The 12,878-nt window shown below is 74.0% G+C and carries 13 protein-coding genes; 9 read left to right on the top strand and 4 right to left on the bottom strand.

Annotated features, from left to right (window positions below; translation table 11 throughout):
• Positions 1-34 precede the first annotated feature (34 nt).
• Positions 35-454, bottom strand: coding sequence for a DUF4913 domain-containing protein (locus ACWCHM_RS13440; protein ID WP_204960203.1), 420 nt, complete (start codon positions 452-454; stop codon positions 35-37).
• A 52-nt stretch (positions 455-506) separates the two neighbouring features.
• Positions 507-1,325, bottom strand: a complete 819-nt coding sequence (locus tag ACWCHM_RS13435; protein ID WP_204960202.1) for a lytic transglycosylase domain-containing protein — start codon at positions 1,323-1,325, stop codon at positions 507-509.
• A gap of 185 nt (positions 1,326-1,510) precedes the next feature.
• Here ACWCHM_RS13435 and ACWCHM_RS13430 point away from each other — a divergent pair, with 185 nt between their 5' ends.
• From ACWCHM_RS13430 to ACWCHM_RS13390, 9 genes are all read left to right on the top strand, one after another.
• Entirely contained in the window at positions 1,511-2,041 is a 531-nt protein-coding gene (locus ACWCHM_RS13430; protein ID WP_239485769.1) for a hypothetical protein, read from the top strand.
• Positions 2,038-2,367, top strand: a complete 330-nt coding sequence (locus ACWCHM_RS13425) for a hypothetical protein (RefSeq protein ID WP_204960201.1) — start codon at positions 2,038-2,040, stop codon at positions 2,365-2,367. The genes ACWCHM_RS13430 and ACWCHM_RS13425 overlap by 4 nt, the downstream gene beginning before the upstream one ends.
• Positions 2,368-2,487: 120 nt before the next feature.
• Positions 2,488-2,844: a hypothetical protein gene (locus ACWCHM_RS13420; protein WP_204960200.1), complete on the top strand. Its 357-nt coding sequence runs from the start codon at positions 2,488-2,490 to the stop codon at positions 2,842-2,844.
• Positions 2,841-3,554 (top strand): hypothetical protein, encoded by a 714-nt coding sequence (locus ACWCHM_RS13415; RefSeq protein WP_421488504.1) that lies wholly within the window; start codon positions 2,841-2,843, stop codon positions 3,552-3,554. The genes ACWCHM_RS13420 and ACWCHM_RS13415 overlap by 4 nt, the downstream gene beginning before the upstream one ends.
• A complete protein-coding gene (locus ACWCHM_RS13410; protein WP_204960198.1) occupies positions 3,555-4,751 on the top strand; it encodes a hypothetical protein in 1,197 nt (398 codons plus the stop codon). It begins immediately after the preceding gene.
• Between the two features lie 65 nt (positions 4,752-4,816).
• Positions 4,817-6,310 carry an SCO6880 family protein gene (locus ACWCHM_RS13405; RefSeq protein ID WP_204960197.1) on the top strand — a complete coding sequence of 498 codons (1,494 nt, stop codon included), beginning with the start codon at positions 4,817-4,819 and terminating at the stop codon, positions 6,308-6,310.
• A complete protein-coding gene (locus tag ACWCHM_RS13400; RefSeq protein ID WP_454222625.1) occupies positions 6,307-8,043 on the top strand; it encodes an ATP/GTP-binding protein in 1,737 nt (578 codons plus the stop codon). Before ACWCHM_RS13405 ends, ACWCHM_RS13400 begins: the two co-directional genes overlap by 4 nt.
• Complete coding sequence (locus ACWCHM_RS13395; protein WP_239485768.1) at positions 8,040-9,812, top strand: type IV secretory system conjugative DNA transfer family protein; 1,773 nt, start codon at positions 8,040-8,042, stop codon at positions 9,810-9,812. The genes ACWCHM_RS13400 and ACWCHM_RS13395 overlap by 4 nt, the downstream gene beginning before the upstream one ends.
• An 84-nt stretch (positions 9,813-9,896) precedes the next feature.
• The gene (locus tag ACWCHM_RS13390; protein WP_454222624.1) at positions 9,897-10,910 is read left to right on the top strand and encodes a hypothetical protein; all 1,014 of its coding nucleotides are present in this window, start codon (positions 9,897-9,899) and stop codon (positions 10,908-10,910) included.
• Between the two features lie 169 nt (positions 10,911-11,079).
• On the opposite strand, the gene ACWCHM_RS13385 is transcribed toward ACWCHM_RS13390, so the two are convergent.
• Both ACWCHM_RS13385 and ACWCHM_RS13380 read right to left on the bottom strand, forming a co-directional pair.
• Entirely contained in the window at positions 11,080-11,676 is a 597-nt protein-coding gene (locus ACWCHM_RS13385) for a polysaccharide deacetylase family protein (protein WP_454222623.1), read from the bottom strand.
• A gap of 8 nt (positions 11,677-11,684) precedes the next feature.
• Entirely contained in the window at positions 11,685-12,878 is a 1,194-nt protein-coding gene (locus ACWCHM_RS13380) for an endo-1,4-beta-xylanase (protein ID WP_454222622.1), read from the bottom strand.

Below are 12,878 nucleotides of genomic sequence, written 5' to 3'. Positions count from 1 at the left end.
GACCTGCCGGTCCGGGCGGGCGGGTTCGCGGTGGTCAGTACGGGTCGGTGTGCGGGACCTCCTTCGCCCGGTGCGCGCCCGCCTTGCAGCCGGCGAACGGTCCGGCCGGGTTGCGCAGGCTGTTCAGCACCGGCTCCAGGTAGTCGCGGTGCCAGTTGGCCGGGCCGCACAGCCCCGCCTCCGGGCCGGTGAGTTCCTGCCACGCCAACCACAGGCCGTGCAACTGCGCCACCGCCTCGGGGTGTCGCCACCACTGCCCGCACCAGGGCGCGGTCGAGGACGCCTCCCGGGCGTAGATCGGCACGAGCAGCAGCCGGACCCAGTTGCTGAGCAGCTCCAACTCCTCGACGTACTCGTCGTCACGCAGGTAGAGGATGAACGGTGAGGTGGGCGGCCGGTCCTCAGGCGGCGCGTCGTCGGCACGGGTCTGCTCCTGCGGGGTCGTCACCGTCATGGACACTCCTCGTCGGTCTGCCGGTCGGATCGGTTCCGCCGGTCGGTACGGGTCAGTCACCCGACGCTCCGGGGCTGGGCGAGGCGGGGCTGGGCGAGGCGGTCGGCGGGAACGACGGCGGCGGACCGCCGAGCCCCTGGTACTTGGCGAACAGGGACCGGACCTGCGCGAGGTAGAGCTGGGCGGCGTTGGTGGAGGGGACGCCACCGGCCCGGCGTACCTCGTCGATGCCGACGGCGTACGCGGCGAGCGTCAGGTCGAGCACCTCGCCGATCGCCTCGCCGTCGTCGAGCAGTGCCTGGGCCTGCCGGGCCAGGGCGCAGACGTGTTTGGCCTGGGCGGCGATCGAGTCCTCCTCGTCGACCGCGTCGGTGTCGCCGTCGTCGTCGGTGTCCTCGCCGTACTGCGTGAAGACCGCGGGTGGCAGCTGGGAGATGCCCTTCTCCCCGTTCGGGCCGACCTTCGCCGGGTCCCACCCGGAGGCCACCTCGATCTGCGCGGCGATCACCACCGGGCCGATCTGGGTGCAGGTCTTCCCGGCGTCCTCGATGCTGTCCGCCAGCCCCTCGGGCACCTGGTCGGGGTCGAGCGTGCCCTTGCCGTCGCCCTGCGCGGCGGCCAGCGAGTCGTCGGCGGCGCTGACCGGGTCGGCCGACCCACCGCCGCCACCGAAGAACAGGATCAGCGCGACGAGCGGGGCCAGCAGCACGCCCAGCGCGCCGATCACGAAGACGGCGGCGGCCCCGACCACCCCGGCCACCGGGGTCGCCAGGCAGCTCAGCCCGGCCGCGACGGCCGCGCCGATCAGCGCCGCGCTGCTCCGGTTCGACCCTTGCGTCGGCTCCGCGCCGTCGTTGTCGGACGCTGCCATGTCGCCTCCCAGGCTGGTCATCACCGCGGTGGAAAAAAGTTCGTCCCCGGCGTGAACCGGGTGGCGGGGCCCGTCGTAGTGGCGTCCGTCGACCGCCCGGCCCGCCGTACTGACGGGTCCGGACCCGGGGTGGTTCAACCGGGACGTCGACGAAGTGGAGCGACATTCGACAGGAGGTGGGTGCCATGGGGTCCGCGACGATGACCGACCCGGCACCGCGGATGCCACCGGGGCCGCCGTCCGTCCGGACCGGTCCCGGGGCGGCGGTGTCCCGGCGGTCCCTGTCCGAGACGGGGCTGGGCTGGATCGCGGCGCACGGCGGCGCCGGCACGACCACGCTGACCCGGCTCTTCGGCGGCGTCGACCTCGGCTGCCGGTGGCCGGACCCCGCGCGGGCGGAACCGGCCACGGTGATGCTGGTCGGCCGGACCAACGCCGAGGGGATGCGGGCGGTCTCCCGGGCGCTCAACGCGCTGCGGGAGGGGCGTCACCCGCCCGGCATGCGGCTGGTCGGCCTGGCGCTGCTGGCCGACGCCCCGGGCCGGCTGCCGCCGGCACTGACCCGCCGCATCCGGGTGCTGCGGTCGGTCGCGCCGGTGCACCGGGTGCCGTGGATTCCGGCCTGGCGGCTGGGACAGCAGCCCGCCCGGATGCCCAAGGCCCTGGACCGGCTGCGGGCGGCGACCGGGCTGGCCGGCGAGGGGATGACCCGGTGACCTCCGGGTACGGGATCGTCGCCGCGTTCCTGGCGCGTGGTCCGGCGGCGGCGCCCTCCCCGCTGCCGGCCTTCCAGCCCCCGCCGCCGTACGACCCGGCCGGTGGCGCGGCCGACGACCTGCTGAACCTGCTCGCCTGGGGGGTCAGCGCGGCGGGCGTCGCCGGGCTGCTCATCCTCGGCATCTCGATGGCCATCCAACTCAACCGGGGTGTGCCCGGGGAAATGAGCGACCACTTCCGCGGGGCGGTGTTCGTCGCGATGGGCTGCGCGCTCGGCGCGACCGCCGGACCGCTCGTCACGTTCTTCGGCGACCTCGGACTCTGAGCCGGACCGTCGCCGGCCGGACAGCGCACCCCGCACTGCCCGGCCCTGTTCCACCCCCGTCACCGCCGGAGCGTCGTCGACGCCTCCGGTGATGCCACCTGCCCTGAAGGAGCTGTTCCGATGACGTTCACGAGCCTGTCCCAGTACGCGGCGGCCTACCTGTTCGCCCGCCTCCCGATGGCCCCCGACCCGGGACCCGGTGGCGGGATCAACCCGACCCCCAACGCCCCGGGACAGCTGAACACCCTGGTGAACAAGCTGTTGGGCCTGATCGCCTGGGCGGGCACCGCAGCCGGGGTGGCCGGGGTGCTGATCACCGGCACGATGATGGCGATCTCGGTGAAGCGGGGTGAGAGTTCCGAACACATGTCCCGCCTGGGCCTGGTGCTCGGTGGCTGCATCCTGGTCGCCGTCGCGGGTCCGTTGGCCAACTTCTTCCTCGGCGGCGCCGGCACCACCGCCGGCCAGCCGCAGTGACCGGCGGGCGAGGCCGGTCTCCGGCGGACCCGCCGTTCTGGGCCGAGCGCGGCTGGCTGCTGTCCGTCGCGTTCCTCGCCGGCATGGCGTTGCTGGCGGCGGGGGTCTGGGTGTCCGGGGTGACCCGGCAGACGTCCGTCGACCCGGTGGCCCGCGCCGCCGCCGAGGCGCAGGTGGCGCAGTGTCCACCCCGACCGGTGGTGACGGCGGGCCCGGCGGTGCCGCCGGAGGACGTGGCGTGGCGGACCCTCGACGGCGGCGACCGGGTGCCGGTCTCCGCGACGCAGGGGCCGTCGCGCACCGCCGACGGGGTGCTGGGCTGCTTCGCGCACACCCCGATCGGTGCGGTGCTGGCGGCACACGCCGTGCCCACCCAGCTGGCCGGGCCCGCCTGGCGGACGGTGGCCGACCGGCAGGTGCTGCCGGGGCCGGGCCGTGACGTGCTGGTGGCCCGGCTGGAGGCCGCCGCCGGGGTGGTCACCAGCCGTGGCGGCGGCAGCTATGCGGGCTTCGCCCTGTCCCGGTACGCGGCCGACGCCGCCCGGGTGCAGTTGCTGGTCAAGACCGGTGCCGGGGGCTACGTGGCGACCCTGGTCGAGCTGCGCTGGGACGCCGGCGACTGGAAGGTGACGCCGTCGCGGGCCGGCGTGGTGCACGCCTCGCTCGGCACGGTCACCGGCAGCGCCGGCTACACCCTCTGGAGGAAGTAGATGGGCGGGTGTTCACCTCCCAGTCCGCTGGACATCATCACCGGCTTCTTTTCGTTCCTGGGTGACCCGATCGGCACCCTGGTCCGGATGATCGCCAACCTGATGCTGGCCGCCGCGATCTCGATCTTCGCCGAGTTGAGCGCCTCGGTGCCGACGCTGGGCACCACGACCGAGGGCGGCCCGGACGACGTACCGAGCCTGATCAGCGACCAGATCGAGTGGGTCGTGACCTATCTGGCGATCGGGTCGGTGCTGTTCGCCGCCGCCCGGATGGCGATGGAACGCAAGGGCACCGCCGGACGGACCGCGTTGCAGGGCTTCCTGCGGGTCATCCTGGTCGCCGGGGCCGGCTCGTGGGTGGTGGGCCGGGCGGCCAGCCTCTCCGACGGCTTCTCCGACCACCTGCTCAAGTCGGCGGCCATGCAGGTGATCATGGGTGTGCCGTGTGTGGACAACGGCTCGTCCATCGAGTCGTTCCTGCTGCTGGTGCTGGCCTTCCTGCTGCTGATCGCCGCCATCGTGCACGTGCTGATGCTCTACCTGCGGCTGGGCGTGATGACCATCATGCTCGGCACGCTGCCGCTGGCGGCCGCCGCGTCGATGACGAACTGGGGTGCCGGCTGGTGGCGCAAGCACATCGGCTGGACGGTGGCCTGGCTGCTCTACAAGCCCGCCGTCGGTCTGATCATGTTCTCCGGCGCGGAGATGCTCGCCGTCGGCAGCCGGACCCAGAACTCCTCGCACATCCGCATCGCCGGCATCGGCGTCCTGCTGCTGTCGGCGATCGCCCTGCCGGCGCTGCTCAAGATCGTGGTGCCGGCCACGGCGGCGCTGGGCACCGGTGATCCGACCGGCACCGCCGTCTCGGCCGCGGGCGGCATGGTCGCCTCCGGCGCGAAACGGGTCGCCGGGTCCGCCCTGTCCTCCGGCGGCGGGGGCGGTGGCGCGCCGTCCGGCGCACGCGGGCCGCAGGGCAGCCGGGGCGACACCGGCCGGCAGGGACCGTCCGGCAGCGAGGGCCGGTCCGGTCGTAACGCGGGCAGCTCCGCCGGTGGCACGGCGGCGGCGGGTTCCGCCGCCCGGTTGGCCGGGCCGGTCGGGGCGGCGATCGACGGGGCGCACCGGGCGGCCCGGACCGGCCGGAACATGGTGGCCGGCACCGTGTCGGGCGCGGACGGCGACGCCGGCCACAACTGACAGCGCGGACCGCCGCCGACCGGACGATCCGGCCGGTGGTGGTCTGGTGAGACGAGGGAGAGGCAATGTCGACGGAAGCCGTCATCGAACCGACGTACGGCAACTGGCGTCGGCCGCGCCGGGCCGGGCTGGGCCCGCTCGGCCTGGTCGGCACGGTCGGGGTGTTCGGCGGGCTGGTGCTGGTGCTGCTGGCCTCGCTGGCGTCGCTACAGGCGGCGTTCGTGGTCGGCGTGCCGCTGGTGGTGGCGCTGCTGCCGATGGCCGTACGCACCCAGGACGGCCGCAACATGTACCAGCTCCTGACGTTGCGGATCGGCTGGTCGCGTCGGGTGTCCCGGCGGGAGCACCTGTACGTCTCCGGGCCGCTGTCGGCGCGGCCGGGTGGCCGGTTCCCGCCGCCCGGCCTGCTCAGCGGGGTGCTCGCCCGGGAGGGCCGGGACGCCTACGACAGGCCGTTCGGGGTGCTGCACCACAAGAGCCGCAACCTCTACACGATCGTGCTGCGGTGCGAGCCCGACGGCGGGTCGCTGGTCGACCCGGAGCAGGTCGACACGTGGGTGTCGCTGTGGGGGGAGTGGCTGTCCCGGCTCGCCCACGAGCCGGGGCTGCGCGGGGCGGCGGTGGTGGTGGAGACCGCACCGGACCCGGGCACCCGGCTCGCGGCGGAGGTGCTGCCCCGGCTGGACGCCGCCGCTCCCGCCGCCGCCCGTGCGGTGCTGGAGGAGGTGGTCGACGACTACCCGTCGGCGTCGTCGGAGATGAACTCGTACATCACCCTCACCTACGCCCCGGTGGGTGGGGCGCGGCGGGATCCGGAGGACGTGGTCGCCGACCTGGCCATCCGGGTGCCGAGCCTGCTGACCGGGCTGATCGGAGCCGGTGGGGGCGTCGCCGAGCCGCTGTCGGCCGAGCAGATCGCCGAGGTGGTCCGGGTGGCGTACGACCCGGCCTGCGCCGCCGAGGTGCTCAGTGTCCGTGCCGAGCACGGGCAGACCGGGCTGGAGTGGGCCGACTGCGGGCCGGTCGCCGCGGTCGAGTCGGTGGACGCCTACCAGCACGACTCGGGGGTCTCCCGGACCTGGCTGCTCACCCTGGCGCCCCGGGGCACGGTGCGCTCCAGTGTGCTGCGCACCATGCTCGACGCCTCCGCCGGCACCCGCCGCAAACGGGTGGCGTTGCTGTACCGGCCGATCGACCCGGCGACCTCGGCCCGGATCGTCGAGGCCGACCGGCGGACGGCGCAGTTCATGGCCACCTCCGGGCGGGGAATGGTGCAGGCGCGGGCCGCCGCCGAGGTCCGCGCCGCCGAGCAGGCCGCCGCCGAGGAGGCCACCGGGGCGGGGCTGGTGGAGTTCTCGCTGATGCTGACCGTCACCGTCGACGACCGGTCCCAGCTCGACGACGCGTCGGTGCTGGTCCGCAACATGACCGGGGCGACCCGGATCGCGATGCGGCCGGCCCACCGGATGCAGGCGGCGGCGTTCACCTGCACCCTGCCGGCCGGAATCCTTCCGTGGGAGCAGACCGTGCTGCCACACGAACTCCAGGAGGCGATGTGAGCGGCGCACCTGCCGTCCGCGCGGACGGGCTCGGGGCGGGCTGGCCGGCCGGGACCTCGGGGGCGCGGACCGCGCTGACCGGGCTGGTCGGCGACCCGGACGACGGGGCCCCCGTACCGCCGAAGAACACCAGGCCGCCCCGGCCCCGCCGGGAGCTGCCCGCCTCGGCGCGGGGCTGGGAGGGGCCCGGCGGGGGCCGGGTCGGCTACCTGGACGCGCCCACCATGTGGCGGGCCACCACCGTGCAGGCGTGCGGGCTGTGGCCGTTCTCGGCCGGCTCGGGGGCGCCGATGTCCGGGGTGCCGCTGGGCCAGCACCTCTACACCGGCGCCACGGTCTGCGGTGATCCGATCTCCTGGTTCACCCGGGCCCGCTACATCTCCAACCCGTCGCTGTTCATGCTGGGCATGCCCGGTCTGGGCAAGTCGACCCTGATCAACCGGATGGCGGTGGGCCTGGCCGCGACCGGCGTGGTGCCACTGGTGCTCGGCGACCTCAAGCCGGACTACGCGGACACGGTGCGCGCCCTCGGCGGTCAGGTGATCCCGATCGGGCGCGGCGTCGGCGGGATCAACGTGCTGGACCCGGGGGCGATGGGGCTGGCCGCCGAGCGGATCGGCGGCCGGGCCGGCCGGGCGCTGGCCGCCGAGACGCACGGCCGGGTGCTGAACATGGTGGCGGCGCTGCTGACCATCGTGCGCGGCCGGGCCCTGGACGACCACGAACAGTCGGTGCTCTCGGCCTGCCTGCGGCACCTGCGCGAACGCACGCCGCAGGGCCGGGCGCCGCTGCTGCCGGACCTGCTGCGGGTGCTGGAGGAGGGACCCGACCGGGTCCGCGCGGTGACCCTGGACCGGGGTCAGGAGAGCCGCTACCGCGATGCGGTGGACCCGCTGCACCGGTCGCTGCTGGGCATCCTCGACGGTGCGTTGGGCGACACCTTCGGTTCGACCACCTCCACCCGGATCGACCCGGACGCCCCGGCGGTCTGCATCGACATCTCCCGGATCGGGGAGTCGGACACCCAGCTCACCGCGGCGGCGATGCTGGCCGCCTGGTCCGAGGGCCTGGGCACGGTCGCCGCCTCGCACGCCCTCGCCGACGCCGGCCTGGCTCCGCGCCGCTGGTTCTTCACCATCCTGGACGAGCTGTGGCGACCGCTGCGGGCCGCCTCCGGCATCGTCGACCGGATCGACGCGCTGACCCGGCTCAACCGGTCGCTCGGCCTCGGCGACGCCAAGATCACCCACACCCTCAAGGACGCCGAGGCGTTGGGCTCGGACGCCGACCGGGCCAAGGCGCGCGGTTTCGTGGAGCGGGCCGGGATCGTGGCCTGCGCCGGGCTGCCGGCGGCCGAGATGACCGACCTGGGCCGGGTGATCGGCCTGTCCAAGCGGGAGATCGAGCTGGTCTCGTCCTGGTCGTCGCCGCCGGGTTGGGCGAGCACCGGCAGCAACGAGGAACCACCCGGCCGGGGCCGGTTCCTGATCAAGGTGGGTGGCCGGCCCGGCATCCCGATCCGGGTGTCCATCACCGACACCGAGCGCCGGCTGCACGACACCAACCAACGCTGGGTGCAGAACGGGTACGCCGCCCAGCAGGCCGCCGAGCGGGCGGCGGCCCGGCAGGCGGTCTTCGAGGCCGAGGCGGAACTGGGCAACCTGGCCACCCGGCCGGAGCTGGCCCACCTCGCCGACGAGGCCCTCGCGGGCGATCCGGGGTGGCGGGCATGAGCCGGATGTCGTCGGGCGCACCCCGGGGGGCCGACCTGTTCTTCTGGGCGTTCTGCCTGGTGGTCCTCGCCAACGCGGCGTTGTTCACGGTCGCCTGGCTGGGCGGCACCCTGGGCGCCGCGGTGACCGGGCACGGCTGGCACCCACCGCCGTTCACCCTCGGCGCGTACCTGGCGTTGATCTCCGGCGACATCGGCACGCTCTGGCCCGGCGCGTCGCCGTACCCGGTCTACGCCGGGATGCTGGTGGTGGCGCTGCTGTTGGTGGTGCCGGCGGTGCTCGCCGGACGCCGGCTGCTGGACCTGCGCGGGCGCGGGGTCGGACTGGCCCGGGTACGTGACCTGGCCCCGCTGGCCCCCGCCGGGATCGCCGCCCGCGCCCGGGAACTGCGTCCCTCGCTGGCCGGGGTACGGCAGCTCAGCCCGGACGACACCGGCAACCTGCTCGGCGACCTCGCGCCGAACGGCCCGGAGCTGCGCTCCTCCTTCGAGGACGTGGAGCTGGACCTGATGGCCCCCCGGGCCGGCAAGTCCACCGGCATCGCGGTGCCCCGGGTGCTGCGGGCCCGGGGGGCGGTGCTGCTCACCTCCAACAAGTCCGACGTGTACGCGGTGACCCGCGCCGAACGGGAACGCGTCGGTACGGTGTGGACGTTCGACCCGCAGGGCATCGCCCACGTGCCCCGGCGGATGTGGTGGGACATCCTCGCCGACTGCACGAGCATCGAGGGGGCCCGCCGACTGGCCGGGCACTTCGTCGCGTCGGTCAACGACGACACCGCCAAGAAGGACTTCTGGATCTCGGCGGCGCAGAACACCCTGACCGCGCTCTTCCTGGCCGCCGCCCGGGGGCGGGTACCCGTCGCCGAGCTGCTCGGCTGGCTGGCCGACCCGGCCGACCGCACCCCGATCGACCTGCTGCGCGACGCCGGGCTGCCGGCGATGGCCGAGCAGCTCCAGGGCACCGTACGCGGGGCGGTGGAGACCCGCGACGGCATCTACGAGACGGCCCGGCAGTGCGTGGCGTGCCTGCTCGACCCGGAGATCCTGGCCTGGGTGTCCCCGGACCCGTACCTGCCGCAGTTCCGCCCGGAACAGCACGTGCTCGGCCGGGACACCCTCTTCCTGCTGTCCAAGGACGGTGGCGGTTCGGCGGCCGGGGTGATCGCCGGCCTCGCCGACGCGACGCTGCGGGCGGGGGTGGTGGCCGCCGAACGGATGGGCGGCCGGCTCGACCCGCCGATGACGGCGGTGCTGGACGAGGCGGCGAACGTGTGCCGGATCTCCGACCTGCCCGACCTCTACTCGCACCTGGGATCGCGGGGGATCAACGTGGTCACCCTGTTGCAGAGCTACCGGCAGGGGTCCCGGGTCTGGGGGGAGGCCGGGATGGACGCGCTGTGGGGCGCGGCCACCATCAAGCTGCTCGGTGCGGGCCTCGACGACGCCGACTTCGTGGAGAAGGTGTCCAAGCTGGTCGGGCAGCACGACGTGAGCACGGTCAGCGTCTCGCGTAGCCGGGACGGCTCGTCGCGGTCCACCTCGTACCGGCAGGAGCACGTGCTGCCGCCGGACCGGATCCGGGCCCTGCCGAAGGGGACCGCACTGTTGCTCGCCACCGGTATCCGGCCCGCCGTGATCACGCTGCGGCCCTGGTACAAGGAGCCGGACGCGGCGCGGATCTCGGCGCAGGCCCGGCAGGAGGTTGCGGCGATCACCGAACGGGCCGCCGGCAAGGCCACCGCGACGCCGTGGCAGGCGAACCGGTGAGAAACCCCCGCCGCCGGCTGAACCGGCCCGCCGGGCCGGTCGTAAAGAGCGTGTCAACCGCTGGTCGAGCATCAAGGAGCCCAGGTGTCCTCACCCCATCAGCCGCCACCGGGCGGGACCGGAAGTCCCACCGGCAGCGAGAACTACAGCGTCCACTACCCGCCCACCGAGAGCGAGTACGGGCAGATCAGTTACTCGCCGAGCGTCTACAGCCAGGCCAGTAACCCGCAGGTCAGCTACACCCCCAGCAACTACAGCCAGGACGCGCCGAGCAGCTCGTCCGTGGCGTCGGGCTACGGCCAGTACGGCGCGGCCGACTACCAGGACCTGGTGGTCCAGCCGTACGGCTCGTCGAACTCCTCCGGCCGCAGCAGCCCCGGCCCGGGCGACTCGATCAGCGTCGAGTGGAACGAGGGGGAGACCAGTGAGCACTCCCTGGACAGCCGCAACCGGGTGATGACCTGGGCGCAGCAGGCGGGGAAGTGGGTCTACGAGAACGACGAGAAGATCGTCAACTTCGTGTCGATGGTCGCGTCGCCCGGGGTGCAGGGTGCCGCCGGGCTGCGGGGCAACGCGGTGGCCAACAGTGTGGGCCTGGCCCTGGCCGCCGGCCCCGGCATGTACGTGGTGGGCAAGGAGGTGATCAACTCGCTGCGCAACGGCCAACAGGGTGACCTGGTCCGGGCCGCCTACGGCGCGGTGGCCGCAGCCGGCGCGATCACCTGGGGGGTCGGCTACGCGCCGGGACAGGACACCACGGCCGGCAACACCGGGGCCATCGTGCACGGTGTGGGCTCCGGGTTCATGGTCACCCGAGGCCCCCGGGAACAGCCGAGGCGCTCCCACCAGGACACGGAGTCCCGCGGGGAGATCGCCGACACCGCCAGCTCGCACCACAGGAGCGGGGCCACCTCCCGTAACCACACCTCGCGTAACCACACGTCCCGTAGCCATACCTCCCGTGACCACACGTCCCGCACCACGGGCCGCGACGAGGTCTCGGCCCGGGAGCCGGTGAGCCGGCGCAACGGGGCCGACCGTAACCGTGACCGGGACAACCGCGGGCACCGGCGGGGCGGAACCAGCGGTGGGAGCTGAGCCGTCGTCATGACCGTCGACGTCGGGGTGTCCCGGGTCCCGCACGGGGCCCGGCGGCACCCCGACGTCAGGGCGGCGGGCCAGCTGCGTACCCCGGTCCGCCCGTGCCGGTCGGACCGCCGCCCGTGCCGGCGTGGCCCGGTCTCCCGGGCCACGCCGGCCGCCGCGATCAGCAGGCGGGCAGGGTGAACCGCCAGCGTCGTGCGCGCAGCACGGGTGCGACCCGGTCGACCGCCGCAACGCTCTGGCTGCGGTCGCCGCCGCCGTCGTGCAGCAGCACCACCGCGCCGGGGGTGACCCCGTCGAGCAGCCGGCGGACGAGTTCGTCGGTGCCCGGCGGCTCCCAGTCCCCGACGGCCAGCCGCCACCCGAGTGGTCGCATGCCCAGCGCGGCGGCCACCGTCGGGGTCGCCCCCCAGGCCCCGTAGGGGGCCCGGAAGTACCGGACCTTGGCCGCCGGCACGGCCCGCCGGATGGCCTCGTTGGTTTCCCGCAGGTCCGCCTCGATCCGCTCGGGTGACCAGGCGGACATGTCGTCGTGGTGCATGCTGTGGTTGCCCAGGTGGTGGCCGTCGGCCACGATCCTGCGCACCACCTCGGGGTGGGCCTCGACCTGCCCGCCGCAGAGGAAGAACACGGCCGCGATCCGGTGCCGCCGCAGGACGGTGAGCAGGCGCGGGGTGTCGGTGGGGTTCGGGCCGTCGTCGAAGGTGAGGCTGACCGTCCGTCCGCCGCCCCGGGCCGCGTCGAGGATGTCGGCGACCACCGGCCGGCCTACCGGCGCGGCTTCGGCGTGGCCCGCATCCGCACGTACGGCGGTCCGGCGTAGATCAGGTCGGCCTTCATCAGCTGGTACGACCGCTTGGGCTGGTAGTTCTCGTCGTAGATGGTGGCCAGGCCCTGCGGCGGGTCGTCGAAGGTGCCGGGCACCCAGGAGTGCCGGTCGGTGAAGCCCCAGACGGTGAACGACAGGCAGCGCGGCTCGGCCAGGCAGGCCTGCAACAGCACGTGGAAGTTCGCCGCAGACGCCTGGAGCCGGGGGTTTATCTCCTCCGAGTCGCCGGCCTGCACCCCGTCGGTCAGCCGGCTGCGCACGTCGACCTCGGTGAACGCGGTGGACAGTCCCAGCCCGGCGAACCGGTGCAGCGCGTCGGATACCTGGAGGGTGTCGTAGTTGCCGTACTGGGTGCCCAGGTGGCCCTGGCTGCCGACGCCGTCGATCGGCACGCCCCGGGCCAGCAGGCCCTTGACCATGTCGTAGACGAACTGCGTCTTGTCGTTGGCCGGGTCGCCGGAGCCGAACGCCTCGATGTTGTAGTCGTTGTAGAACAGCAGGGCGGTCGGGTCGGCGGCGCGGGCCCAGCGGAACGCGTCGGCGACGTAGCCGGGGCCGAGGTGTTCGGCCCAGAACCCCTTGTAGTGCAGGGTGGACGGGGTGTCCCAGGGGTCGCTGACGGCCTCGTTGACCACGTCCCACTGCCAGATCTTGCCCCGGTAGCGGCTGGCGACGGTGGTGATGTGCCGGCGCAGGATCGACCGCAGCTCGGTGTTGTCGATGGAGCCGTCGGCCACCCCGTCGGTGAGCCACTTGGGTAGTTGGCTGTGCCAGACCAGCACGTGGCCCCGGACCTTCTGGCCGTTGCGCCGGGCGGTGGCGACGAGTTCGTCGGCCGCCGACCAGTCGTAGCTGCCCCGGGTGGGCTCCAGCGACTCCCACTTCATCACGTTCTCGGCGGTGACCGTGGAGAACTCGTCGCGGACGATCTCCCGGTAGCGGGGCTCGGCGGGGTCGGCGAGGGCGGCCATGTCGACCGCGGTGCCGACGTACAGGCCGTGGCGCTGGCCCAGGGCGCGCAGGCTCTGCGCGGTCGGGTCGTACGGCCGTTCGGCGGCGGCCGGTACGGCGTTCAACACACCGGCGGTCGCGACGGCGACCAGTCCGGCAGCCATCCACCGTCTGAGCATCAT

It is taken from the genome of Micromonospora sp. SCSIO 07396 (assembly GCF_053667945.1).
Note: the sequence above shows the minus strand (reverse complement) of the source record. Positions and strands in the feature narration are given on the sequence as shown.

Bases quoted from the DNA above. Each gene is read 5' to 3' on its own strand.
- ACWCHM_RS13430 (WP_239485769.1), top strand. From the start codon at position 1,511: ATGGGGTCCGCGACGATGACCGACCCGGCACCGCGGATGCCACCGGGG.
- ACWCHM_RS13435 (WP_204960202.1), bottom strand. From the start codon at position 1,325: ATGGCAGCGTCCGACAACGACGGCGCGGAGCCGACGCAAGGGTCGAAC.
- ACWCHM_RS13410 (WP_204960198.1), top strand. From the start codon at position 3,555: ATGGGCGGGTGTTCACCTCCCAGTCCGCTGGACATCATCACCGGCTTC.
- ACWCHM_RS13405 (WP_204960197.1), top strand. From the start codon at position 4,817: ATGTCGACGGAAGCCGTCATCGAACCGACGTACGGCAACTGGCGTCGG.
- ACWCHM_RS13380 (WP_454222622.1), bottom strand. From the start codon at position 12,878: ATGATGCTCAGACGGTGGATGGCTGCCGGACTGGTCGCCGTCGCGACC.
- ACWCHM_RS13440 (WP_204960203.1), bottom strand. From the start codon at position 454: ATGACGGTGACGACCCCGCAGGAGCAGACCCGTGCCGACGACGCGCCG.
- ACWCHM_RS13395 (WP_239485768.1), top strand. From the start codon at position 8,040: ATGAGCCGGATGTCGTCGGGCGCACCCCGGGGGGCCGACCTGTTCTTC.
- ACWCHM_RS13420 (WP_204960200.1), top strand. From the start codon at position 2,488: ATGACGTTCACGAGCCTGTCCCAGTACGCGGCGGCCTACCTGTTCGCC.